This window comes from Bacillus sp. K2I17, from assembly GCF_002209985.1.
Classification (GTDB): Bacteria; Bacillota; Bacilli; order Bacillales; family Bacillaceae_G; genus Bacillus_A; species Bacillus_A wiedmannii.
This window is the reverse complement of record NZ_NJGF01000001.1, coordinates 481,237-502,847: the sequence shown is the minus strand read 5'-3', so window position 1 is coordinate 502,847 and position 21,611 is coordinate 481,237. Positions and strand designations below refer to the sequence as shown.

The window sequence follows — 21,611 nt, the reverse complement described above, 5'->3', positions numbered from 1 at the left end:
ATTATATGCAACGTTATTTTGTAGAAGAGAAATATGTAAATGAGACAAGTATTCGCATTGTAGGTGATGACGTACATCATATCGCAAGAGTGATGCGTATGTCAGCTGGTGATCACATTTATTGCTGTGTAAACGGAAAAACAGCAGTATGTTCAATTGATGAAATTACCAGTGAATTTATTAATACGGCTATTGTAGAATGGGTAGAGGCGTCAAGTGAACTTCCTGTTTTCGTGACGATTGCAAGTGGACTGCCAAAAGGAGACAAGCTAGAGTTAATTTTCCAAAAAGGAACTGAGCTTGGGGCGGCCGCATTTTTACCATTTCAAGCATCTCGCTCTATTGTAAAATGGGATGCGAAAAAAGCTGATAAAAAAGTTGAGCGTTTAAGAAAAATTGTGAAAGAAGCTGCGGAACAATCGCATAGAAGCGAAATTCCAGAAGTGCATGCTCCGGCATCATTTAAGCAATTGCTTTCAATGAGCAATGAGTATGATGTATGTCTTGTTGCGTACGAAGAGGAAGCAAAACAAGGTGAGAAATCCAATTTTGCTAAAGCTTTAACGACGATGAAACCAGGCCAAAAACTATTGATTGTATTTGGACCAGAAGGTGGTTTAGCGGAGGAAGAGATTACTACGCTTCGTGAACATAAATTTGTACCATGTAGTTTAGGACCAAGAATTTTAAGAACAGAAACGGCACCGTTATATGCGTTAAGTGCTGCTTCGTATCATTTTGAATTGATGGGGTGATGATCAATGTCAACTGTTGCGTTCCATACGTTAGGTTGTAAAGTAAACCACTATGAAACAGAGGCCATTTGGCAATTGTTTAAACAAGGTGGATATGAAAGAACTGAATATGAAAAGAAAGCTGATGTATATGTTATTAATACGTGTACAGTAACGAATACGGGGGATAAGAAAAGCCGTCAAGTTATTAGACGTGCTGTTCGTCAAAATCCGGATGCGGTTATTTGTGTAACGGGATGTTATGCACAAACATCTCCAGCGGAAATTATGGCGATTCCAGGTGTAGATATTGTAGTTGGTACACAGGATCGTGAAAAGATGTTAGGATACATTGAAGAATTCCGCAAAGAGCGTCAACCAATTAATGCGGTCCGCAACATTATGAAAACACGTGTATACGAAGAACTGGATGTACCTTATTTCACGGATCGTACACGTGCATCTTTAAAAATACAAGAAGGTTGTAATAATTTCTGTACATTCTGTATTATTCCTTGGGCACGTGGTTTAATGCGTTCTCGTGATGGAAAAGAAGTTATTAAACAAGCGCAGCAATTAGTAGATGCAGGTTATAAAGAAATCGTATTAACAGGTATTCATACAGGTGGGTACGGTGAAGATATTAAAGATTATAACTTAGCTGGATTACTTCGTGATATGGAAGCGGAAGTAGGCGGATTAAAACGTCTTCGTATTTCTTCTATTGAAGCGAGTCAGATTTCAGATGAAGTAATTGAAGTGTTAGATAAGTCTGAAGTAGTTGTACGCCACTTGCACATTCCATTGCAATCTGGATCTAATACTGTATTAAAGCGTATGCGTCGTAAGTATACGATGGAATTTTTCCAAGAGCGTTTAGATCGATTGAAAGAAGCGTTACCAGGCCTTGCGATTACATCGGATGTAATTGTTGGTTTCCCAGGTGAAACAGAAGAAGAATTCATGGAAACATACAATTTCATTAAAGAGAATCGCTTCTCTGAGTTACACGTATTCCCTTACTCAAAGCGTACAGGAACACCTGCAGCGCGTATGGAAGATCAAGTTCCTGAAGATGTGAAGAATGATCGTGTTCATCGTTTAATTGAATTATCTAACCAATTAGCGAAAGAGTATGCGTCACAGTTTGAAGGGGAAGTGCTTGAGATCATTCCGGAAGAGCAATTTAAAGAGGGCGACCGTAAAGGGTTATATGTAGGCTATACGGATAACTACTTAAAAATTGTATTTGAAGGATCAGAAGAGTTAATTGGTAAGCTAGTGAAAGTGAAAATTACGAAAGCTGGTTATCCATATAACGAAGCGCAATTTGTTCGTGTTCTTGAAGATGATGTAAAAAAAGAATCAGCAAGCGCATAAAATGAAACTTTAATCAGTGGGGTTTTTGTTCCTCCCCACTAATTATCAGCCGGATTCCTACCTAAGTTCTTTGCTTGTGCTGAATTTTGAGGTGGGGGGGCTTACTGCCCGGCAAATAGCGGAATAAAAAAAGCATGCAAACGGAAACGATTTGCATGCTTTCTTTTTTTCGTGGAGAAGTTAAGTACTGAAAAAGGCAGGTACGTCGAATGAGTAGTTGTTTCGTACATTCCTGCATTAAAAAAGATGTAATGATAAAAATATAGTTGTCTTCAGGGGAAATGGATAATAGCTATCTACGTAGCTTTTGAACAGGAAAGGGCATCTATTCTTCTTTTATTCTGCCAAATAGTTGACCTGAAGTGATAAAATGTATTATAATCGTAAAAGACATGCTGAAGAAGGGTTTCTTTTTGCATGCTGAAATTAGTATGTAAGTGTGATGTTTCGGAGGGAGGGAAAGAGAATGTCAAAAACAGTCGTTCGTAAAAACGAGTCTTTGGAGGATGCACTTCGCCGTTTTAAAAGATCGGTTTCTAAAACTGGTACACTTGCTGAAGCAAGAAAGCGCGAGTTTTATGAAAAACCAAGTGTAAAACGTAAGAAGAAATCTGAAGCGGCAAGAAAGCGTAAATTCTAAGAGAGGGTGTAAGTGATGAGTCTTCTCGGTCGTTTAAACGATGATATGAAACAAGCGATGAAGAATAAACAAAAAGAAAAATTAACCGTTATTCGTATGGTTAAGGCTGCTTTACAAAATGAAGGTATTAAACTGCAACATACTCTTACTGAAGAAGAGGAATTAACAGTTTTAGCTCGTGAAGTAAAACAGTATAAGGACTCCCTCCTTGAATTTAAAAAAGCTGGTCGTGAAGACCTTGTTAATAAACTGCAAAGTGAAATTCAGATTTTAAGCGCATATTTGCCGGAGCAATTAACAGAAGAAGAACTAGCGAATGTAATTAAGCAAGTTATTTCTGAAGTTGGTGCAACTTCTAAAGCAGATATGGGTAAGGTGATGACTGCTGTTATGCCGAAAGTAAAAGGTAAAACAGACGGATCACTTGTGAATAAGTTGGTTATCCAGCTATTAGCATAAAAAAACGTCTCATTTCGTATGAGACGTTTTTTTATGCTTTTTTCAGTTTGGACGTGATATTACAAGCTCTTTTTTCATACATATGGGATGAGAGGGGGTCTTTTGAGATGAAAAAATTAGAACAAATGAAGAATTGGTTAACAAAGCAAATAGACCTGCCAGTGGATGTGCTAATGGATCTACCTCGGATCACGCTTGTTGGGCAAGTGCATATCTATATAGAAAATCATCGGGGTTTATTAGTGTTTTCAGATAAAGAAGTAAGATTGTTATTAAAGCACGGTCAATTATTAATTAAAGGGCAATCCTTTATTATTAAAACAATCCTTCCAGAAGAACTTTTGCTTGAAGGAATAATTGAGCAAGTGACATTTTTAGAAAACGAAAAAAAAGAGGAGTGAGGGAAACTTCCATATGTGAAGTTTTTCTTCGTTATTTTCGTGATTCGACCTTACTATTCAGTTTATCTCGCTATTTATGGGTGGTAGAACTCTTTATTTCATTTTCGTACGAGCTATTTTGCTAATTAAAGTGAAAAAAGTAGTGTGTATACTTTTGGAAAGGTAGTGGAGATAGTAGATGAAAAATAAATGGTTTATAAAGTGGCTTGGATATGTAAAAGTACGAATTGAAGGTAGAGGTGCAGAACGGTTCGTTAACGAATGTGTACGTAGAAAATTATTAGTTTGGGATGTTAAGAAAATTGCTGATGAAACGTTAGTTTTTTGTATGTTATTACGAGATGTGAAGAAAATAAAACCAATTTATAGAAAAAATGAATGTAAATTATATTTTATTGGGCGTTACGGTTTTCCTTTTTTGAATAAGCGTTTAATTAAAAATAGTGGATTCTTAATTGGTTTTTTAATTTTCTTTTTTGGCATGATTGCATTATCCAATATGGTTTGGAAAATTGAAATTACAGGAGCGAAACCTGAAACAGAATATATATTGATGAAAGAATTGGACAAAATGGGTATTAAAAAAGGAAAATTACAATTCCAAATGCCTAATGTAGAAGATGTACAACGTCATTTGACAGACAATATTAATGCGATTACTTGGGCGGGATTAGAAATAAGAGGAACGACGTACCATTTTAAAATTGTTGAAAAAAACGAGCCGAAAAAAGAAAAGGAACAAAGACCGCAAAATTTAGTTGCAAAAAAAGAAGCGATTGTGACAAAAACATTTGTTGAAGTAGGAAAACCAGTTGTCTTGAAAAATGACCATGTCGAAAAAGGACAGCTTCTCGTATCAGGGATATACGGTAATGAGGAGAGTCCGACGATTGTTTCGGCGAAAGGTATTGTATATGGAGAAACGTGGTACACATCTGAGGTGAGTGTACCACTAAAGACGCAATTTCAAGTATATACTGGCAATGCGTATAATGAGCATTACCTTACATTTGGGAGTGCGAAAATAAAAATATGGGGATTTCAACATGATAAGTATAAACGCTCTCGTACTGAAAGTGTAAAACACGATGTGAAACTATTTGGTTTTACACTGCCGATCGCGTATGAAAAAGATATTGTACGAGAAGAGGAAGAAGCGAATCGGGAATATACAGAAAAACAGGCAATGAAAGTAGCGAAAGAGATGGCTGAAAAAGAACTAAAGAAAAAATTGGATGAACATGCTATGATTGTAAGTGATAAGATTTTGAGTAAAGAGGTTGAGGCGGATCAACTAAAAGTCACATTGCATTATACTGTGATCGAAAATATTGCAGAGCCACAACCAATATCCGAATCCGATATTCAAGGAGACTGAGTAATGGCAGAACAATTAGTAGAAATGAACCAACAATTGGAAAATGCTAACGAAGCAATCGCTCTTTTTGGAGTCAATGATGCTCATTTGAAAGTAATTGAACGGGAATTGAATGTATCGATTGTAACTAGAGGTGAAACTGTTCATGCATCTGGAGCAGTTGAAACTGTGACACTCGTAGAAAAAATCTTACAGCAATTACTTGTTGTTATTCGAAAAGGTATATCAATTACTGAAAGAGATGTTGCGTATGCAATTCAGCTCGCACAACAAGGGAAAATTGCTCAATTTGAAGAGTTATATGAAGAAGAAATCTTTAAAACGGCAAAAGGTAAATCCATTCGTGTAAAAACAATGGGGCAAAGAAGATATATTCATGCAATGAAGAAGAATGATATTGTATTTGGAATGGGACCTGCTGGGACTGGGAAAACATACTTAGCTGTAGTAATGGCTGTGAGAGCTTTAAAGCAAGGGTATGTAAAGAAAATTATTTTAACGAGACCGGCTGTAGAAGCTGGAGAAAGTTTAGGTTTTTTACCAGGAGATTTGAAAGAGAAGGTAGATCCGTATTTACGTCCATTGTATGATGCTTTGCACGATATTCTTGGACAAGAATATACGCAACGTATGATGGAGCGAGGGGTAATTGAAATTGCACCTCTTGCTTATATGAGAGGGCGTACGCTTGATGATTCATTTGTTATTTTAGATGAAGCGCAAAATACAACGGGTGCACAAATAAAAATGTTTTTAACTAGATTAGGTTTTAGTTCTAAAATGGTTATTACGGGGGACCCTTCACAAGTAGACTTACCAAAAGGGGTAAAATCAGGGCTTTCGCTAGCTTCTAACATTTTATCTGGTGTATCAGGTCTTTCATTCATTACATTAGAACAAACGGACGTTGTGAGGCATCCGCTGGTGCAACGTATTATTGAGGCATATGATAAAATGGAATGATCCTATTTGTCAGGATCATTTCTTTTTGTATTAAGGTTGGCGAACGGCATATTTTTTACTATCATAAAAGATAAGAGAAATAAACTATAGGTGCTGGTGTATCAAAATGTTACTTAAAAGTATTGTTGGCTAGAAGAAATGAAAGCTATAAATAGTTTCACTTTATTTCTGGAGAGGAGAAGGTATTGAAATCATGTTAAGATCTGAAGAAATTTCTAAGTGGTTTCGTAATTTACAACATTCGAAAAAACTAAGTTGGATTTCTTACGTTTTATTAGGAGCAGTGCTGTTTTTTGCACTTATGAATAATGTAAAACCAGAGCAATTAGATGTTGATATGTATTCTATTGCAAAAAAAACAATTCATTCTCCTATTAAAATTGAAGATAAGGTTATAACGGACAGAAAAAAACAAGAGGCCGCTCAAAAAGTTGGAGATCAATATACATATAGAAGTGAATATAAACAAAATAGAGTAGATATTGTAAATGATGTTTTTGCTAAGGTAAATGAAGCGATTCAAGAGATGAAAGCTGCTGGACCTGAAGAGCAAAAAAAGATGACCGATGCAAATAAATTAGAAAAATTGAAGAAGAAGTTGCCATCTAATTTAACAAAGGAATTATCTGATGAGAATTTATTATATTTTATTAATGCAGAACCGGATCAATTAGAATTAGCAAAGAACGCGGCTCTAACGTCTATTAGTGTTATTATGGGTGGAAATATTAAAATGTCCGAAGAAATAGCAGCAAAAGAGCGATTTGTTAATGAAATGAAAAGCCTCAATGTGAATAGTGGATTGAAGGAAGCTGTGAACGCGCTAGGATCATATGCGATTACAGCAAATTATTTTTATGATCCGGCTGTAACGAAAGAGAAGAAGAAAGCGGAAGAAGATTTAATTCCACCTGTTTATATTCTTCAAGGACAAGTTATTGTTAGAGAAGGTGAAACAATTTCAAGTGATATGTATAATCAGTTGAAATTAGTCGGTTTATTAGAGAAAGGTAATAGTTTTCAGCCTTATGTTGGATTAGCAGTGCTCATTGGTGTGTTACTGTACTTTATGCATAAGCAGTTTGAAGTATTTTTACAGCGTAAAAGAGAAGATAGACCGTATATTTTAGCGTATATTACAATTTTATCTATCACGATTGTTTTAATGAAAACGATTAGTTTGTTTCAAAAGCTTGAATATGCAGGAATTGCGTATGTTGTCCCGGTTGCGATGGGAACAATACTTGTAAAACTAATGATTGGCGACCGATTTGTATTTTTAACAAGTATGATTTTTTCTGTGTGCGGAAGTATTATGTTTAATGAAGGGGTAACAAGTACACTGAATTATAGTGTAGGTATTTATGTGTTGTTAAGTTCATTATCAGTAAGCATTTTCTTAAGAGAAAAAAATCGTCGTACGATGATTTTGCAAGCTGGTATACTCGTTTCTATCTTAAATGTGGTCGTCTTAGCGGCGTTATTATTATTACGTAATGGGAATTTTTCACCTCTTGAAATTGGAACGCAATTATTGATGGCTTCCGTTTCAGGAATTATCTCATCCGTTTTGGCTATGGGGATATTACCATATTTAGAGAGTGGACTTGGAATTGTATCAAGCATGAAGCTTATGGAACTATCAAGTCCGAATCATCCGCTTTTACGTAGAATTTTGTTAGAAGCGCCAGGAACGTATCACCACAGTGTAATGGTAGCGAATCTTTCTGAGGCAGCGTGTGAAGCGGTTGGAGCAAATGGTGTATTAGCACGTGTAGGGGCGTATTATCATGATGTAGGAAAAACAGTACAACCGCAATTCTTTATTGAAAACCAGATGGGAATTGAAAATCCACATGATAAATTAGATCCTGTGACGAGTAAAGATATTATCATTGCTCATGTAACAGATGGAGTCAGAATGCTCGAAGAATACCATATTCCGCAAGAAATTATCGATATTGCTGGACAACACCATGGTACAACATTACTTAAATATTTTTATTATAAGGCGATTAAAGAAGATAAAGAAAAATATACAGAAGAGATGTTTCGCTATCCAGGATCAAAAGCAACTTCTAAAGAGTCGGCAATTGTTGGTATTGCTGATAGTGTTGAGGCGGCAGTACGTTCTATGAATCACCCAACGCCAGATCAAATTAATAATTTAGTACAAAGTATTATTAAAGATCGCCTGCAAGATGGGCAATTTAGTGAATGTGATTTGACGTTTAAGGAACTACAAATCGTTGGAAAAACGTTATGTGAAACGTTAAATGGTATTTTCCATTCGCGTATTACATATCCGGAACCACCGGAAGAGAAGGAGAAAGAATGAGTTTATTAATTGATTTCATTGATGAAACAGAAGAAGTGAAAGAAGAATATGTGAATTTAATTCGTGAGATATTAGAAAAAGCAGCTCAAATGGAAAAAATAGAGGATGGTGCGGAGTTATCAGTGACATTTGTAGATAACGAACGCATTCGCGAGATTAATCGAGATTACCGAGATAAGGATCAGCCTACTGATGTCATTTCCTTTGCTATGGAAGAAATGGGAGAAGGAGAAATGGAAATTGTAGGTGCAGAGATGCCTCGTATGTTAGGTGACCTTATTATTTCTATTCCGAGAGCGAAAGAACAAGCTGAAGAGTATGGACATTCTTTTGATCGTGAACTTGGCTTTTTAGCGTTACATGGCTTTTTACATTTACTTGGTTATGACCACATGACAGAAGAGGATGAAAAAGAAATGTTTGGAAGACAAAAAGAAATTTTAGAGGCATTTGGATTAGGTCGATGAAAAAAGGAAAACTTATAAATAGTTTTGGATATGCTATAGCAGGTATATTCTTTTGTCTTCGTCATGAACGCAATATGAAAATTCATTATGTAGCCGCAGTCATTGTTATATGCTGCGGCTTTTATTTCCATATTACGAAAGTAGAGTGGATGGTATTACTTATTGTAATAGGAATTGTAATGAGTTTAGAGATGGTAAATACGGCTGTGGAAAAAACAGTAGATTTAGCGACTACCGATATACATCCGTTTGCGAAAATTGCAAAGGATGTCGCAGCCGGATCGGTTTTATTGTTTGCGATAATAGCCGTTATAATTGGTGCTATTATCTTTTTGCCGTATGTGGTATAGTTGCATTCCAAAGCTTTTATGAAGCTTTGAAAGTGCCGTAAAGGCCTTTAATGAGAGAGTGTATCTATTCACAGCTGTGGACAGGAAGGATGCGGGAATATGAATAGTAAACAATTAATTCAAGAAGCAATCGAAGCGCGTAAACAAGCGTACGTACCATATTCTAAATTTCAAGTAGGTGCAGCATTATTAACACAGGATGGAAAAGTATATCGTGGATGTAATGTTGAGAATGCATCATATGGCTTATGTAACTGTGCAGAAAGAACAGCTTTATTTAAGGCGGTTTCTGAAGGAGATAAAGAGTTTGTAGCTATCGCGATTGTGGCGGATACAAAGCGTCCAGTACCTCCTTGTGGAGCATGTCGACAAGTTATGGTAGAATTATGTAAACAGGATACGAAAGTATACCTATCAAATTTACATGGTGACGTTCAAGAGACGACAGTCGGAGAATTGTTACCAGGAGCATTTTTAGCGGAGGATTTACATGAATAGAAAAGGTTATAAATCAGGTTTTGTCTCTATTATTGGCAGACCGAATGTTGGGAAATCTACATTTTTAAATCGTATTATCGGCCAGAAAATTGCCATTATGAGTGATAAGCCACAAACAACTCGTAATAAAATTCAAGGCGTGTATACAGAAAATGATTCACAAGTAATTTTTATTGATACACCAGGAATACATAAACCTAAACATAAATTAGGCGACTTCATGGTGAAGATGGCTCAAACGACATTAAAAGAAGTTGATATTGTTCTGTTTATGGTCAATGCAGTTGAAGGATTTGGTCGCGGTGAGGAATTCATTATTGAGAAATTAAAAGAAACGAAACAACCAGTATTTTTAGTAATTAATAAAATTGACCAACTTCATCCAGAGCAATTATTAGAGTTAATTGATCAATACCGTAGACTATATGAGTTTGCAGAGATTGTACCAATTTCTGCATTAGACGGCAATAATGTGGATGCTTTAATTGGAACAATTAAAAAGTATTTACCAGAAGGACCGCAATACTATCCAGATAATCAAGTAACGGATCATCCAGAGCGATTTATTATTTCAGAGCTTATTCGTGAAAAAGTATTACATTTAACACGTGAAGAAGTGCCGCACTCTGTAGCGGTTGTTATTGATGCAATTCAAAAACGTGAGGGCGGAGCGGTTTATATAAACGCAACGATTGTTGTTGAACGTGCATCACAAAAAGGAATTATTATAGGTAAGCAAGGAAAGATGTTAAAAGAAGTCGGTAAGCGAGCTCGTTTTGACATTGAAGCATTACTTGGTTCTAAAGTATTTTTAGAAGTATGGGTAAAAGTGCAAAAAGATTGGCGTAATAAAATGTCTCAGCTTCGTGACCTTGGTTTCCGCGAAGACGAGTACTAAAATAGAGTAAATCTGTAATCAGCGGATGTTTTGTTCATCCGCTGATTATTGGTTTTTATGAGTTTTGATAAATTAGGAAAAATTTTTCTCACATGAAAATGGACAAAATGGGTCAATTTAATAACAACAAAGGAAATTGGTTTATAGGCTACGCTTATTGAGAAAGGTGGATTCTTATGCTAGATTTTACCTGGAAGTTTTTCTCCAAAACAGGAAGCATTGAAACGTACTTGCTTTTGAAAGAAATGGAAAAAGACGTAAACGATGAGATGGATCAACATGAAGAGGAGCTAGCGCATCTAGACTCTCCAATTTCTTGACCCGTTTTGTTCAAACCTTGGATGGTGACGAACATGTTTCAAAAAGTTGAGGGCATCGTTATCCGTACGACAGATTACGGAGAAACGAACAAGATTGTTACAATATTCTCAAGAGAATTGGGTAAGGTAAGTGCAATGGCAAGAGGAGCGAAAAAACCGAAAAGCCGGTTAGCATCTGTTTCGCAACTTATGACCCATGGTAATTTTCTTATTCAAATGGGATCTGGACTTGGAACTTTGCAACAAGGCGAGATTATTTCAACTATGAAAGAAATTCGCGAGGATATATTTTTAACTGCTTATGCATCATTTATTGTTGAGTTAACTGATAAAGCAACAGAAGATAAAAAACATAATCCATATTTATTTGAAATGTTATATCAAACGTTGCATTATATGTGTGAGGGTGTTGATTCAGAAGTATTATCATTAATTTATCAAACGAAAATGCTTCCGGTATTAGGGATGCGCCCGTACTTTGATACATGTGCGATTTGTCATCAAGAAACAGATTTTGTCGCCTTCTCTGTCCGGGAAGGCGGTTTTCTGTGCTCGCGTCATGCTGAGCAAGACCAGTATCGTATACCAGTGGGGGAAGCTGTTCATAAATTATTACGTCTTTTCTACCACTTCGATTTACATAGACTTGGCAATGTATCGGTGAAGGATAGCACAAAAAAACAAATGCGTTTAGTATTGAATACATATTATGATGAATATTGCGGGATTTATTTGAAGTCAAGACGTTTCTTAGAACAACTTGATAAGTTTCAAATATAATTTGGGGCCGTATACGGTCCTTTTTACATCCTATCTTTTTCAAATAGCATATTTAGTATATAATATTTAAGAGATAGTATAACTTTTTTCGTTGTGCATTAAAGGTGGTGATTATCATAGAGCTGAATAAACGGCAAGAACATATCATTCAGATTGTAAAAGATCACGGTCCTATTACAGGGGAGTCAATTGCTGCGCAATTAGGATTAACACGTGCAACACTAAGACCAGACTTAGCAATTTTAACGATGGCTGGTTATTTAGAAGCGCGTCCACGCGTAGGTTATTTTTATACGGGTAAAACCGGGGGGCAGCTATTATCTGAGGCTGTTAAGAAAATTAAAGTACAAGATTATCAATCTAGACCAGCTGTAATTGATAAAAATGTATCAGTATACGATGCGATTTGTACAATGTTTTTAGAGGACGTAGGTACCTTATTTGTTGTAGATCAGGCGATTCTATTAGTTGGTGTTGTGTCTCGTAAAGATTTATTAAGAGCTAGCCTTGGAAAGCAGGATTTAACCTCTCTTCCGGTTAATATTATCATGACAAGGATGCCAAACATTGCGATGTGTCGTAGAGAGGATTCTTTGTATGATATTGCGATGGAATTAATAGAAAGACAGATTGATGCGATGCCGGTTGTGAAAGATACGAAGCAAGGTTTAGAAGTGATTGGACGAATTACAAAAACAAATATTACACGTGCGTTTGTAAACTTAGTAAATAACGAATAAGTGTAATTTGTTTAAAGTGAGGTAATATAATGGATAATAAAATCGTATATGTCGTATCTGACTCTGTTGGAGAAACGGCTGATTTGGTTGTTCGAGCAGCGATGGGGCAATTCCCATTTGCTCCTGATATTAGACGTGTACCGTATGTAGAAGATACAGGGACATTAAAAGAAGTGATTTCGATTGCTAAGAGCAATCAAGCGCTTATTTGTTTTACGTTAGTAAAGCCTGACATGCGTCAGTATTTAGTGACAGAGGCTGCGAAAGAAGGCGTAGAGGCATATGATATTATCGGGCCTCTTATCGATCAAATTGAAGAAATTACAGGGCAAGTACCAAGATATGAGCCGGGTGTTGTTCGTAGATTAGATGAAGAATACTTTAAAAAGATTGAAGCGATTGAGTTTGCTGTAAAGTATGATGATGGTAGAGACGCGCGTGGTATTTTAAAAGCAGATATCGTGTTGATTGGGATTTCGCGCACATCAAAAACACCACTTTCTCAATATTTAGCTCATAACAAACGTTTGAAAGTTGCTAATGTACCGCTCGTACCAGAAGTAGATCCGCCTGAAGAGTTATATCAAGTGGCTAAAGAAAAATGCTTCGGTTTGAAAATTACGCCAGAGAAGTTGAATCATATTCGAAAAGAGCGATTGAAATCACTTGGACTAAGTGATGGTGCAACATATGCCAATATTAATCGTATTAAAGAAGAAATTGATCACTTTGAGAATGTAGTTGGTAAAATAAATTGTCAAGTAATTGATGTATCGAATAAAGCGATTGAAGAAACAGCCAACATTATTGTGAATGCAGTGCAAAACCAAAAATTGTTTTAGCACATTTACCAAAGGTGAATGTGCTTTTTTCGCTCGTGAGAAACACAATACCTGTTAATTTCGTAATAGATTATAGCGGAGTGGTTATACTTATATTCTTCTGTCTTTTTATTATGCTAAAGGCAGGGTTTCGTTATCCTGAAATAGAAGATGAAAAAATAAAGGGATATGTAGCGTAGTTGAAGAAAATATATTATAATAAAAAATTGTGATAAAAACCTATATTTTACGTTTAGACTTTAATTTTTCAGAATAAACTAGGGATAGGATTTACGAAAAGACATGTAATTACGTTAAATCGACAAAATCTATACAAGAAAACGCACATTATGGAAGGATTCGCAGAAGGGATGTAGAATACAGAAATATGCAAAACATCAATATCGTATTAGTTGATGCAGATGCATAGCCTGTGAATGCTGAAAATTGTGCAAGTTGGAACGAAAGTTCATGTCGAAATTTTGTTTGTCACATCGTATGCTCATCGTTTAAGGAAGTAGCAAGGGAAATTGGATCTACGTAGATACTGAATAAGCTACAGTTGATTTTTTATATGTATCAACATGCAAAAAAAACAGATCTCGTGATCACATAGGATATGGTGCTTGCTAGTCTTCTTGTAAAAAGTGTATATGTATTGTCTCCAGGAGGTACATTTGTAACAGGTGAGCAAATGGATACAATTTTATATAGTAGGTACGTATCTGCGAAATTACGCAGAAAAGGGCCTACAAAATCGTTTGATAACGTGATCGACAACACTTTCTAATAAGTTTAGAAAAAATATTGTCGAATTATAAAGGAATTTTTTAATTTTTATCGAATACAAAATACGACACGGAGATGGATTTATGGGGAACAGAATTCCCGAAGAAGTTGTTGAACAGATTCGGACGTCATCGGATATTGTAGAAGTGATTGGTGAATACGTTCAACTTAGAAAACAGGGGCGTAACTATTTTGGCCTTTGTCCATTTCATGGTGAGAATTCTCCTTCATTCTCTGTTTCATCTGATAAGCAAATTTTTCATTGCTTCGGATGTGGAGAAGGTGGAAATGTATTTTCCTTTCTAATGAAAATGGAAGGATTGGCTTTTACCGAGGCTGTTCAAAAGCTAGGTGAAAGAAATGGAATGGCGGTTGCAGAGTATACATCAGGGCAAGGACAACAAGAAGACATATCTGATGACACTGTCATCATGCAACAGGCTCATGAACTTTTGAAAAAGTACTATCATCATTTATTAGTAAATACAGAAGAAGGAAATGAAGCACTTTCGTATTTGTTAAAACGTGGTATTACGAAAGAGATGATTGAGAAGTTTGAAATTGGTTATGCGTCACCTGCTTGGGATGCAGCAACGAAAATTTTACAAAAAAGAGGTTTATCGCTGTCTAGTATGGAACAAGCTGGTCTTCTCATAAGAAGCGAGAAGGATGGTAGTCATTATGATCGCTTCCGTGGAAGAGTTATGTTTCCAATCTATACGTTACAAGGTAAAGTGATAGCGTTTAGTGGAAGGGCATTAGGAGATGACACTCCAAAATATTTAAATAGCCCTGAAACACCGATTTTTCATAAAAGTAAATTGTTGTATAACTTCCACCAAGCGAGGCCGTTTATTAGAAAGCGTGGGCAAGTGGTCCTTTTTGAAGGGTATGCCGACGTAATGGCTGCGGTAAAAAGTGGTGTGGAAGAAGCTGTCGCGACAATGGGAACAGCTTTAACTGAAGAACAAGCAAAACTTCTGCGACGTAACGTTGAAACTGTTGTTCTTTGCTATGATGGTGATAAAGCAGGGCGAGAAGCAACGATGAAAGCAGGGCAATTATTGCTAAAAGTTGGTTGCCAAGTGAAAGTTACATCCTTGCCAGATAAGCTTGATCCTGATGAATATGTGCAACAATATGGGACAACTGCTTTTGAAAATCTTGTGAAATCAAGTATAAGTTTTGTTGGTTTTAAAATAAATTATTTGCGTTTAGGGAAAAATTTGCAAGATGAGTCTGGCAAAGAAGAATATGTGAAAAGTGTTTTAAAAGAGTTATCGTTGCTACAGGATGCGATGCAGGCAGAATCATATTTGAAGTCATTATCGCAAGAATTTTCGTATTCAATGGAAACTCTTTTGAATCAATTGCACCAATATCGCAAAGAACAAAAGGTACAGCAAAAACAAGTAAAGCAGGTTTCTAAGCCGTCTCAAATTGTTCAAACAAAACCGAAGTTAACAGGTTTTGAAAGGGCAGAAAGAGAAATTATTTATCATATGTTGCAAAGTCCAGAAGTGGCTGTTCGTATGGAATCCCACATAGAAGATTTTCATACAGAAGAACATAAAGGGATTTTATATGAACTATACGCATATTATGAAAAGGGAAATGAACCTTCAGTCGGAACATTTTTAAGTTGGCTCTCTGATGAGAAGTTGAAAAATATTATCACTGATATTTCGACGGATGAATTTATTAATCCAGAATACACAGAAGAAGTGTTACAAGGCCATTTGGAGACGCTCAGCCGTCATCAAGAAAAACTTGAAAAGATGGAAATCATCTTTAAGGTAAAACAAATGGAAAAAACAGATCCTGTAGAGGCTGCTAAATATTATGTAGCATATTTACAAAATCAAAAAGCGAGAAAATAGCTTTTTTGATAAATTTTTAGTATAATGAATGTTTGTATCTCGCGTAAGGAGGGGAACAGATGGCTGACAAACCAGCTCGTTCTAAACAAATTGAAACTGAAATGACCCTTGAGCAAGTGAAAGAACAACTCACTGAGCTCGGAAAAAAACGTGGCGTTCTTACATATGAAGAGATTGCAGAACGCATGAATGGATTTGAAATTGAATCCGATCAAATGGATGAATACTATGAATATTTAGGTGAACAAGGGATTGACTTAGTTGGTGACAATGATAACGACGAAGGTCCTAATAATCGCCAAATTACAAAAGCGGAAGAAGAATTTGACCTTAATGATTTAAGTGTACCACCTGGGGTTAAAATCAATGATCCCGTTCGTATGTATTTAAAAGAAATTGGTCGTGTAGATTTACTATCTGCAGAAGAAGAAATTCGACTTGCAACGCGTATTGAAGAAGGCGATGAAGAAGCGAAACGTCGTCTTGCAGAAGCAAACTTACGTCTTGTAGTAAGTATTGCAAAGCGCTACGTGGGCCGTGGTATGCTTTTCTTAGACTTAATCCAAGAAGGGAATATGGGTCTAATTAAAGCGGTTGAAAAGTTCGATTATCGTAAAGGTTTCAAATTTAGTACGTATGCAACTTGGTGGATTCGCCAAGCGATTACACGTGCGATTGCAGACCAAGCACGAACAATTCGTATCCCAGTTCATATGGTTGAAACGATTAATAAGTTAATTCGTGTACAACGTCAATTACTACAAGATTTAGGACGCGAACCATCTCCTGAAGAGATTGGTGAAGAAATGGATCTTGCTCCAGAAAAAGTACGCGAAATCTTAAAAATTGCACAGGAGCCAGTTTCTCTTGAAACACCGATCGGTGAAGAAGATGACTCCCATTTAGGTGATTTTATTGAAGACCAAGAAGCAACATCGCCTGCGGACCATGCAGCGTATGAATTGCTAAAAGAACAATTAGAAGATGTGTTAGATACACTAACAGATCGTGAAGAAAATGTTCTACGTCTTCGTTTTGGTTTAGATGATGGACGAACTCGTACGCTTGAAGAAGTTGGGAAAGTATTCGGCGTAACGAGAGAACGTATCCGTCAAATTGAAGCAAAAGCACTTCGTAAATTAAGACATCCAAGCCGTAGTAAGCGTCTTAAGGATTTCTTAGAATAGGCTACCTTTAAGTTTACTTCACCTTTGTGAAGTAAACTTTTTTATTTTGTTAACTTTTGTTAAACTTTAGCTATCAGCAACGATTACAATTTCTTGTAATTTATTTTACAGAATTGTCTTTTGATTTGCAAATGCTCATTTTTCGATTTTTCGATTAATTTTGTGTATTCTATACAAAAATATATGTAGAAAAGTGAAAAATATGATGAGAAACGTTAATAATTATCGAAATAATAAGCGATATAACAATAAAAAACAATAAACTGAATTTATGGAATATTTTTAACGATTAGTAGTTTACTCTTTTCTGATAGAGCGTTTTCAAGTACAATGGAAATGACTGAATCATCTAACTATTTAGGGGTATAGAGGGGGGAGAAGAGATATGAAACGTAATCCGCTGATTCCGTTCGCTCTTATTGCAGCATTAGGTATTATCGTTATGTTTGTATTTTCATTTCAGGGGCTAAATAAATCTAAAGAGTTAGCTGATGCAAAAAATGGCGGGAAGCCAGCACAAACAGCATCAAAACCAGAGGATATTGTGAAGCAAAGCTGTACGAGCTGCCACGGTGATCAGTTACAAGGGGCAGTAGGACCTAATTTACAAAAAATTGGTGGAAAACTTTCAAAAGATGAAATTAAAGAAATTCTTTCGAAAGGAAAAGGAAATATGCCACCAAATATAGTTCCAGCTGATCAAGCCGCTAAAGTAGCTGATTGGTTATCGAAGAAAAAATAAAGTTCCGTATGACAAGCCTTTTGCTTATGCAAAGGGCTTGTTTTTCTATATTTTCTAAAATACGATGAGTGATAGAGAAGTGAATTGTTTTTATAGGCTTGCAACAACGACTATAAATTCATTATCATGGAGACAGACTGACAAGAGAAGGAGTAATGGAAATACATGAATGAAGTAAAGCTTTCAAAACGATTAGAAGAAGTAGTGCGTGAAATACCGGTAGGATCTACAGTAGCTGATATTGGATCGGATCATGCGTATTTACCGTGTTATACAATTATAAATAATATTGCTACAAAAGCAGTTGCTGGAGAGGTTGTAGATGGACCATTTCGCTCTGCACAAGCAACTGTAGCTGAAAGTGGCTTACAAGATAAAGTAGATGTGCGTAAAGGGAATGGATTAGCTGTTATCGCGCCAGGAGAAGTAGATGTAATTACGGTTGCTGGAATGGGCGGAGCGTTAATTCGTGACATTTTAGAAAGTGGTAAAGAAAAATTAGAAGGGGTAACTCGTTTAATTTTACAGCCGAATATTGCAGCGCATCACATTCGTGAATGGTTTATTGAGAATGGATGGGAGCTTATCCATGAAAAAATCGTAAAAGAAGATGGGAAAATTTACGAGATTTTAGTAGGCGAGCGAGGAGACGTTGCGGTGCCTTATTCTGAAAATAAACAAGCGGAATTATTTATGGGACCATTTTTAATAAAAGAAAAAGGTGAAGCTTTCGTTGAAAAATGGGAAGGGGAATTGAAAAACTTCCAAAATATTTTAAAGCAGTTAGAACGTGCGGCTGATTCTGAAGAAACAAAAGCGAAGCGTGCGGAAGTAGAAGCGAAAATGAAAATGATACGGGAGGTTTTATCATGAGTAAAATTCCAAATGGCCATGAAATTATTTCTTTATTTGAAAGTATGTATCCGAAGCATTTGGCGATGGAAGGAGATAAGATTGGCCTGCAAATTGGAGCGCTTAATAAACCCGTACAACACGTATTGATTGCGTTAGATGTAACGGAGGAAGTTGTGGATGAAGCAATTCAATTAGGGGCGAATGTCATTATTGCGCATCACCCTTTAATTTTTAATCCGTTAAAAGCAATTCATACAGATAAAGCGTACGGAAGAATTATTGAAACGTGTATTAAAAATGATATTGCCATTTATGCAGCACATACAAATGTGGATGTTGCTAAGGGTGGGGTAAATGATTTACTTGCTGAGGCGTTAGGATTGCAAAATACAGAAGTTTTGGCACCGACATATGCAGAAGAAATGAAAAAAGTTGTTGTGTTTGTGCCAGTAACTCATGCAGAAGAAGTACGAAAAGCATTAGGAGACGCAGGTGCTGGTCATATCGGCAATTATAGCCACTGTACGTTTAATAGCGAGGGTACAGGTACGTTTGTACCTCAAGAGGGAACAAATCCTTATATCGGGGAAACTGGGCAGTTAGAACGCGTAGAAGAAGTGCGAATCGAAACGATAATTCCAGCTTCACTACAGCGAAAAGTGATTAAAGCAATGGTAACGGCACATCCATATGAAGAAGTAGCATATGATGTGTATCCACTTGATAACAAAGGTGAAACATTAGGGCTTGGAAAAATAGGATATTTACAAGAAGAAATGACACTTGGACAGTTTGCGGAACATGTAAAGAAATCATTAGATGTAAAGGGTGCACGAGTTGTTGGGGATTTAAATGATAAAGTGCGCAAAGTAGCTGTACTTGGTGGCGATGGTAACAAATACATCAATCAAGCTAAATTTAAAGGAGCGGATGTATATGTAACAGGTGACATGTATTATCATGTTGCTCATGATGCGATGATGCTCGGTTTAAATATAGTTGACCCAGGACATAACGTTGAAAAAGTAATGAAGCAAGGTGTACAAAAGCAATTACAAGAAAAATTGGATGACAAGAAACTCAATGTACACATTCATGCTTCGCAATTACATACAGATCCATTTACATTTGTATAAGAAAAATAAAAACCGTTGCTTATAGGCAACGGTTTTTATTATTGTTCTTTTTTCACTTTTACACGAGGCAATATTTTTTGTAATGGTACTTTTCGAACTCTCTCCCATGTAGCGGGATTCATTGGATCATATTGATCTAAGAAAGCGATAACTTCTTTTGTAATTGGAGTTGGAGTAGAAGCACCTGCTGTAACAGCTACGTTTTCTACACCTTGTAGCCACTCTAATTTAATCTCACTTACGTCTGCAACGCGGTATGCTTTCGTACCAGCGATTTCTTGTGATACTTGTGCTAAACGGTTTGAGTTGTTACTTTTCGGATCACCGACAACAATTGTTAAGTCTGCAACATCAGCTTGTTTAGCGACAGCTTCTTGGCGAACTTGAGTTGCTAAACAAATTTCCTTATGGAATTCTGCTGTTGGGAATTTCTTCTGAATGTCCTCCATTAAATGTTGAACATCCCATTGGCTCATCGTTGTTTGATTTGTAACTAAAATTTTATCTGTTGGAATTTCTAATGTTTTTAAATCATCAGCTCTTTCGATAAGGTGAACGATGTCAGGTGCAATACCAACTGCACCTTCTGGTTCTGGATGATTTTTTTTGCCGATATAAATGACATGGTAACCTTCAGCTTTCTTTGCTTCAATAAGGTCATGTGTTTTTGTAACATCTGGACAAGTGGCATCGATTGTCGTTAAACCTTTTTCTTTTGCACGTTGTTTAACTTCTGGAGAAACACCGTGTGCAGTGAAAATAACAGTACCAGAATCGATTTTATCTAAAATTTCTAATCGACTTGGACCGTCTAATGTAATGATGCCATCTTCTTCGAATGCATCTGTTACATGTTTGTTGTGAACAATCATACCTAAAATATAAATAGGTCTTGGTAATGATGTATCTAATGCGGCGTTACGTGCAATAACCATCGCGTCCACAACACCGTAGCAATAACCACGAGGGGAAATTTTAACAATTTTCATATGAGTAATCCTCTCCTTCTAAACAAGGGATACTTTTGTGCATAGTCTTTTACATTATAAAGGAGGAATGGATAGAAAACAAAGGATTGTTACACATATAGTTTTGGTTTTGTTGCTATTTTTTGAACAGGCTCCTCTCGTAATTCTTTTTCTATGACAGGCTCAATCACTATTTTTTTTCTTTTTCTTTTTTTTTGTGGAGGAGGCGGAGTTGCTACCTCAACCTTTTCTGTTATGTCTTCAGTTGGATTTTTAGTTGGATCTTCTTCCGTACTTTTTCCAGAGGTGAGGATTTTAACAATGCTTGGTAGGTTACGCATAATAGGACCGTACTGTTCGACGACAGGGCTTACAGATTGAACGACTTGGGATACTTTTTCAATATTGTTTATCATATTAGTTGGATTCGAAATTAAATTTGCAAAAAAACTGCCGATGCCGCTACTTGATGCTGCTGTAGTTGCTGCACCGCCGCGCGTTTCATTTGATTCATACATTTGAGGGGGAATCATTTGCTCTGGGTGTTGCTGCATGTATGGTTGATATTGTTGTGAGTATTGCTGCGGGTATTGTTGTTGGTATTGGTATTGGTATTGTTGTTGATATTGGGGCGGCGGTTGCTGGTGCATCATTGGCGGCGGTCCATCCATTTGTCGATAAGGTGGAACCATTTGCATGAAAGGCTCGGTTGGATCGTGTTTTTTAAAGAGTTTAGCAAGGAACCCTTTCTTTTTTTGTGCCATCGGTGGTAGTTGTGGAATTGGATATGGTGTATAAGGTTGCTGTCCTTGATTCGGATACATTTGCCTTGTATGGGATTTTGGAAACATGTGAGAAATCCTCCTTTCTTCAGTTAGGTATATACA

The 21,611-nt window shown here is 36.4% G+C and carries 24 protein-coding genes; 22 read left to right on the top strand and 2 right to left on the bottom strand.

All coding sequences use genetic code 11. The annotated features are described in order from the left end of the window. The first annotated feature begins 5 nt into the window (after positions 1 to 5). The 22 genes from CER22_RS02880 (at position 6) to CER22_RS02760 (ending at position 19,756) form a co-directional block, all read left to right on the top strand. Positions 6 to 755 carry a 16S rRNA (uracil(1498)-N(3))-methyltransferase gene (locus tag CER22_RS02880; protein ID WP_064474770.1) on the top strand — a complete coding sequence of 250 codons (750 nt, stop codon included), beginning with the start codon at positions 6 to 8 and terminating at the stop codon, positions 753 to 755. A 6-nt stretch (positions 756 to 761) separates the two neighbouring features. Further along, a complete protein-coding gene (mtaB, locus tag CER22_RS02875) occupies positions 762 to 2,114 on the top strand; it encodes a tRNA (N(6)-L-threonylcarbamoyladenosine(37)-C(2))-methylthiotransferase MtaB (protein ID WP_000108688.1) in 1,353 nt (450 codons plus the stop codon). A 466-nt stretch (positions 2,115 to 2,580) separates the two neighbouring features. Then, positions 2,581 to 2,754: a 30S ribosomal protein S21 gene (rpsU, locus tag CER22_RS02870; RefSeq protein ID WP_000048061.1), complete on the top strand. Its 174-nt coding sequence runs from the start codon at positions 2,581 to 2,583 to the stop codon at positions 2,752 to 2,754. Between the two features lie 15 nt (positions 2,755 to 2,769). Continuing rightward, on the top strand, positions 2,770 to 3,213 hold the full coding sequence (locus CER22_RS02865) for a GatB/YqeY domain-containing protein (protein ID WP_000054579.1): 444 nt from the start codon (positions 2,770 to 2,772) through the stop codon (positions 3,211 to 3,213). Between the two features lie 107 nt (positions 3,214 to 3,320). Beyond that, on the top strand, positions 3,321 to 3,614 hold the full coding sequence (yqfC, locus tag CER22_RS02860) for a sporulation protein YqfC (RefSeq protein WP_000732264.1): 294 nt from the start codon (positions 3,321 to 3,323) through the stop codon (positions 3,612 to 3,614). Between the two features lie 178 nt (positions 3,615 to 3,792). Further along, a complete protein-coding gene (gene yqfD / locus CER22_RS02850; protein WP_000792473.1) occupies positions 3,793 to 4,992 on the top strand; it encodes a sporulation protein YqfD in 1,200 nt (399 codons plus the stop codon). Positions 4,993 to 4,995: 3 nt separating this feature from the next. Then, positions 4,996 to 5,955, top strand: coding sequence for a PhoH family protein (locus CER22_RS02845; protein WP_000840500.1), 960 nt, complete (start codon positions 4,996 to 4,998; stop codon positions 5,953 to 5,955). 193 nt (positions 5,956 to 6,148) lie between these two features. Then, positions 6,149 to 8,293, top strand: coding sequence for an HD family phosphohydrolase (locus CER22_RS02840; RefSeq protein ID WP_048541521.1), 2,145 nt, complete (start codon positions 6,149 to 6,151; stop codon positions 8,291 to 8,293). Next, on the top strand, positions 8,290 to 8,760 hold the full coding sequence (gene ybeY / locus CER22_RS02835) for an rRNA maturation RNase YbeY (protein ID WP_000054689.1): 471 nt from the start codon (positions 8,290 to 8,292) through the stop codon (positions 8,758 to 8,760). The genes CER22_RS02840 and ybeY overlap by 4 nt, the downstream gene beginning before the upstream one ends. Then, positions 8,757 to 9,110 carry a diacylglycerol kinase family protein gene (locus CER22_RS02830; protein WP_000715485.1) on the top strand — a complete coding sequence of 118 codons (354 nt, stop codon included), beginning with the start codon at positions 8,757 to 8,759 and terminating at the stop codon, positions 9,108 to 9,110. Before ybeY ends, CER22_RS02830 begins: the two co-directional genes overlap by 4 nt. Before the next feature lie 99 nt (positions 9,111 to 9,209). After that, complete coding sequence (locus tag CER22_RS02825; protein WP_001086294.1) at positions 9,210 to 9,608, top strand: cytidine deaminase; 399 nt, start codon at positions 9,210 to 9,212, stop codon at positions 9,606 to 9,608. Then, the gene (gene era, locus CER22_RS02820; protein WP_088608157.1) at positions 9,601 to 10,506 is read left to right on the top strand and encodes a GTPase Era; all 906 of its coding nucleotides are present in this window, start codon (positions 9,601 to 9,603) and stop codon (positions 10,504 to 10,506) included. The genes CER22_RS02825 and era overlap by 8 nt, the downstream gene beginning before the upstream one ends. 176 nt (positions 10,507 to 10,682) lie before the next feature. Further along, a complete protein-coding gene (locus tag CER22_RS02815; RefSeq protein WP_000883924.1) occupies positions 10,683 to 10,826 on the top strand; it encodes a YqzL family protein in 144 nt (47 codons plus the stop codon). 33 nt (positions 10,827 to 10,859) lie between these two features. Beyond that, complete coding sequence (recO, locus tag CER22_RS02810) at positions 10,860 to 11,606, top strand: DNA repair protein RecO (RefSeq protein ID WP_000487012.1); 747 nt, start codon at positions 10,860 to 10,862, stop codon at positions 11,604 to 11,606. 107 nt (positions 11,607 to 11,713) lie between these two features. Further along, positions 11,714 to 12,346, top strand: coding sequence for a helix-turn-helix transcriptional regulator (locus CER22_RS02805; protein ID WP_002077328.1), 633 nt, complete (start codon positions 11,714 to 11,716; stop codon positions 12,344 to 12,346). A gap of 29 nt (positions 12,347 to 12,375) precedes the next feature. Then, positions 12,376 to 13,188 carry a pyruvate, water dikinase regulatory protein gene (locus CER22_RS02800; protein WP_000368941.1) on the top strand — a complete coding sequence of 271 codons (813 nt, stop codon included), beginning with the start codon at positions 12,376 to 12,378 and terminating at the stop codon, positions 13,186 to 13,188. Between the two features lie 598 nt (positions 13,189 to 13,786). Continuing rightward, positions 13,787 to 13,957 carry a DUF188 domain-containing protein gene (locus tag CER22_RS34170; RefSeq protein ID WP_179862445.1) on the top strand — a complete coding sequence of 57 codons (171 nt, stop codon included), beginning with the start codon at positions 13,787 to 13,789 and terminating at the stop codon, positions 13,955 to 13,957. 82 nt (positions 13,958 to 14,039) lie between these two features. Next, complete coding sequence (dnaG, locus tag CER22_RS02780) at positions 14,040 to 15,836, top strand: DNA primase (RefSeq protein WP_000528234.1); 1,797 nt, start codon at positions 14,040 to 14,042, stop codon at positions 15,834 to 15,836. A 59-nt stretch (positions 15,837 to 15,895) separates the two neighbouring features. Further along, positions 15,896 to 17,023, top strand: coding sequence for an RNA polymerase sigma factor RpoD (gene rpoD / locus CER22_RS02775; protein WP_000764061.1), 1,128 nt, complete (start codon positions 15,896 to 15,898; stop codon positions 17,021 to 17,023). Positions 17,024 to 17,408: 385 nt separating this feature from the next. Further along, positions 17,409 to 17,765: a cytochrome c550 gene (gene cccA, locus CER22_RS02770; RefSeq protein WP_000828145.1), complete on the top strand. Its 357-nt coding sequence runs from the start codon at positions 17,409 to 17,411 to the stop codon at positions 17,763 to 17,765. Positions 17,766 to 17,930: 165 nt separating this feature from the next. Continuing rightward, on the top strand, positions 17,931 to 18,638 hold the full coding sequence (locus CER22_RS02765; RefSeq protein ID WP_088608156.1) for a tRNA (adenine(22)-N(1))-methyltransferase: 708 nt from the start codon (positions 17,931 to 17,933) through the stop codon (positions 18,636 to 18,638). After that, a complete protein-coding gene (locus CER22_RS02760; RefSeq protein WP_088608155.1) occupies positions 18,635 to 19,756 on the top strand; it encodes a Nif3-like dinuclear metal center hexameric protein in 1,122 nt (373 codons plus the stop codon). The genes CER22_RS02765 and CER22_RS02760 overlap by 4 nt, the downstream gene beginning before the upstream one ends. 38 nt (positions 19,757 to 19,794) lie before the next feature. On the opposite strand, the gene CER22_RS02755 is transcribed toward CER22_RS02760, so the two are convergent. After that, complete coding sequence (locus CER22_RS02755; RefSeq protein ID WP_087985254.1) at positions 19,795 to 20,745, bottom strand: 4-hydroxy-3-methylbut-2-enyl diphosphate reductase; 951 nt, start codon at positions 20,743 to 20,745, stop codon at positions 19,795 to 19,797. Positions 20,746 to 20,834: 89 nt separating this feature from the next. Beyond that, positions 20,835 to 21,575, bottom strand: a complete 741-nt coding sequence (vrrA, locus tag CER22_RS02750) for a VrrA/YqfQ family protein (RefSeq protein ID WP_088064423.1) — start codon at positions 21,573 to 21,575, stop codon at positions 20,835 to 20,837. Between the last annotated feature and the right edge of the window lie 36 nt (positions 21,576 to 21,611).

Bases quoted from the DNA above. Each gene is read 5' to 3' on its own strand.
- CER22_RS02880 (WP_064474770.1), top strand. From the start codon at position 6: ATGCAACGTTATTTTGTAGAAGAGAAATATGTAAATGAGACAAGTATT.
- mtaB (WP_000108688.1), top strand. From the start codon at position 762: ATGTCAACTGTTGCGTTCCATACGTTAGGTTGTAAAGTAAACCACTAT.
- rpsU (WP_000048061.1), top strand. From the start codon at position 2,581: ATGTCAAAAACAGTCGTTCGTAAAAACGAGTCTTTGGAGGATGCACTT.
- CER22_RS02865 (WP_000054579.1), top strand. From the start codon at position 2,770: ATGAGTCTTCTCGGTCGTTTAAACGATGATATGAAACAAGCGATGAAG.
- yqfC (WP_000732264.1), top strand. From the start codon at position 3,321: ATGAAAAAATTAGAACAAATGAAGAATTGGTTAACAAAGCAAATAGAC.
- yqfD (WP_000792473.1), top strand. From the start codon at position 3,793: ATGAAAAATAAATGGTTTATAAAGTGGCTTGGATATGTAAAAGTACGA.
- CER22_RS02845 (WP_000840500.1), top strand. From the start codon at position 4,996: ATGGCAGAACAATTAGTAGAAATGAACCAACAATTGGAAAATGCTAAC.
- CER22_RS02840 (WP_048541521.1), top strand. From the start codon at position 6,149: ATGTTAAGATCTGAAGAAATTTCTAAGTGGTTTCGTAATTTACAACAT.
- ybeY (WP_000054689.1), top strand. From the start codon at position 8,290: ATGAGTTTATTAATTGATTTCATTGATGAAACAGAAGAAGTGAAAGAA.
- CER22_RS02830 (WP_000715485.1), top strand. From the start codon at position 8,757: ATGAAAAAAGGAAAACTTATAAATAGTTTTGGATATGCTATAGCAGGT.
- CER22_RS02825 (WP_001086294.1), top strand. From the start codon at position 9,210: ATGAATAGTAAACAATTAATTCAAGAAGCAATCGAAGCGCGTAAACAA.
- era (WP_088608157.1), top strand. From the start codon at position 9,601: ATGAATAGAAAAGGTTATAAATCAGGTTTTGTCTCTATTATTGGCAGA.
- CER22_RS02815 (WP_000883924.1), top strand. From the start codon at position 10,683: ATGCTAGATTTTACCTGGAAGTTTTTCTCCAAAACAGGAAGCATTGAA.
- recO (WP_000487012.1), top strand. From the start codon at position 10,860: ATGTTTCAAAAAGTTGAGGGCATCGTTATCCGTACGACAGATTACGGA.
- CER22_RS02800 (WP_000368941.1), top strand. From the start codon at position 12,376: ATGGATAATAAAATCGTATATGTCGTATCTGACTCTGTTGGAGAAACG.
- CER22_RS34170 (WP_179862445.1), top strand. From the start codon at position 13,787: ATGGTGCTTGCTAGTCTTCTTGTAAAAAGTGTATATGTATTGTCTCCA.
- dnaG (WP_000528234.1), top strand. From the start codon at position 14,040: ATGGGGAACAGAATTCCCGAAGAAGTTGTTGAACAGATTCGGACGTCA.
- rpoD (WP_000764061.1), top strand. From the start codon at position 15,896: ATGGCTGACAAACCAGCTCGTTCTAAACAAATTGAAACTGAAATGACC.
- cccA (WP_000828145.1), top strand. From the start codon at position 17,409: ATGAAACGTAATCCGCTGATTCCGTTCGCTCTTATTGCAGCATTAGGT.
- CER22_RS02765 (WP_088608156.1), top strand. From the start codon at position 17,931: ATGAATGAAGTAAAGCTTTCAAAACGATTAGAAGAAGTAGTGCGTGAA.
- CER22_RS02760 (WP_088608155.1), top strand. From the start codon at position 18,635: ATGAGTAAAATTCCAAATGGCCATGAAATTATTTCTTTATTTGAAAGT.
- CER22_RS02755 (WP_087985254.1), bottom strand. From the start codon at position 20,745: ATGAAAATTGTTAAAATTTCCCCTCGTGGTTATTGCTACGGTGTTGTG.
- vrrA (WP_088064423.1), bottom strand. From the start codon at position 21,575: ATGTTTCCAAAATCCCATACAAGGCAAATGTATCCGAATCAAGGACAG.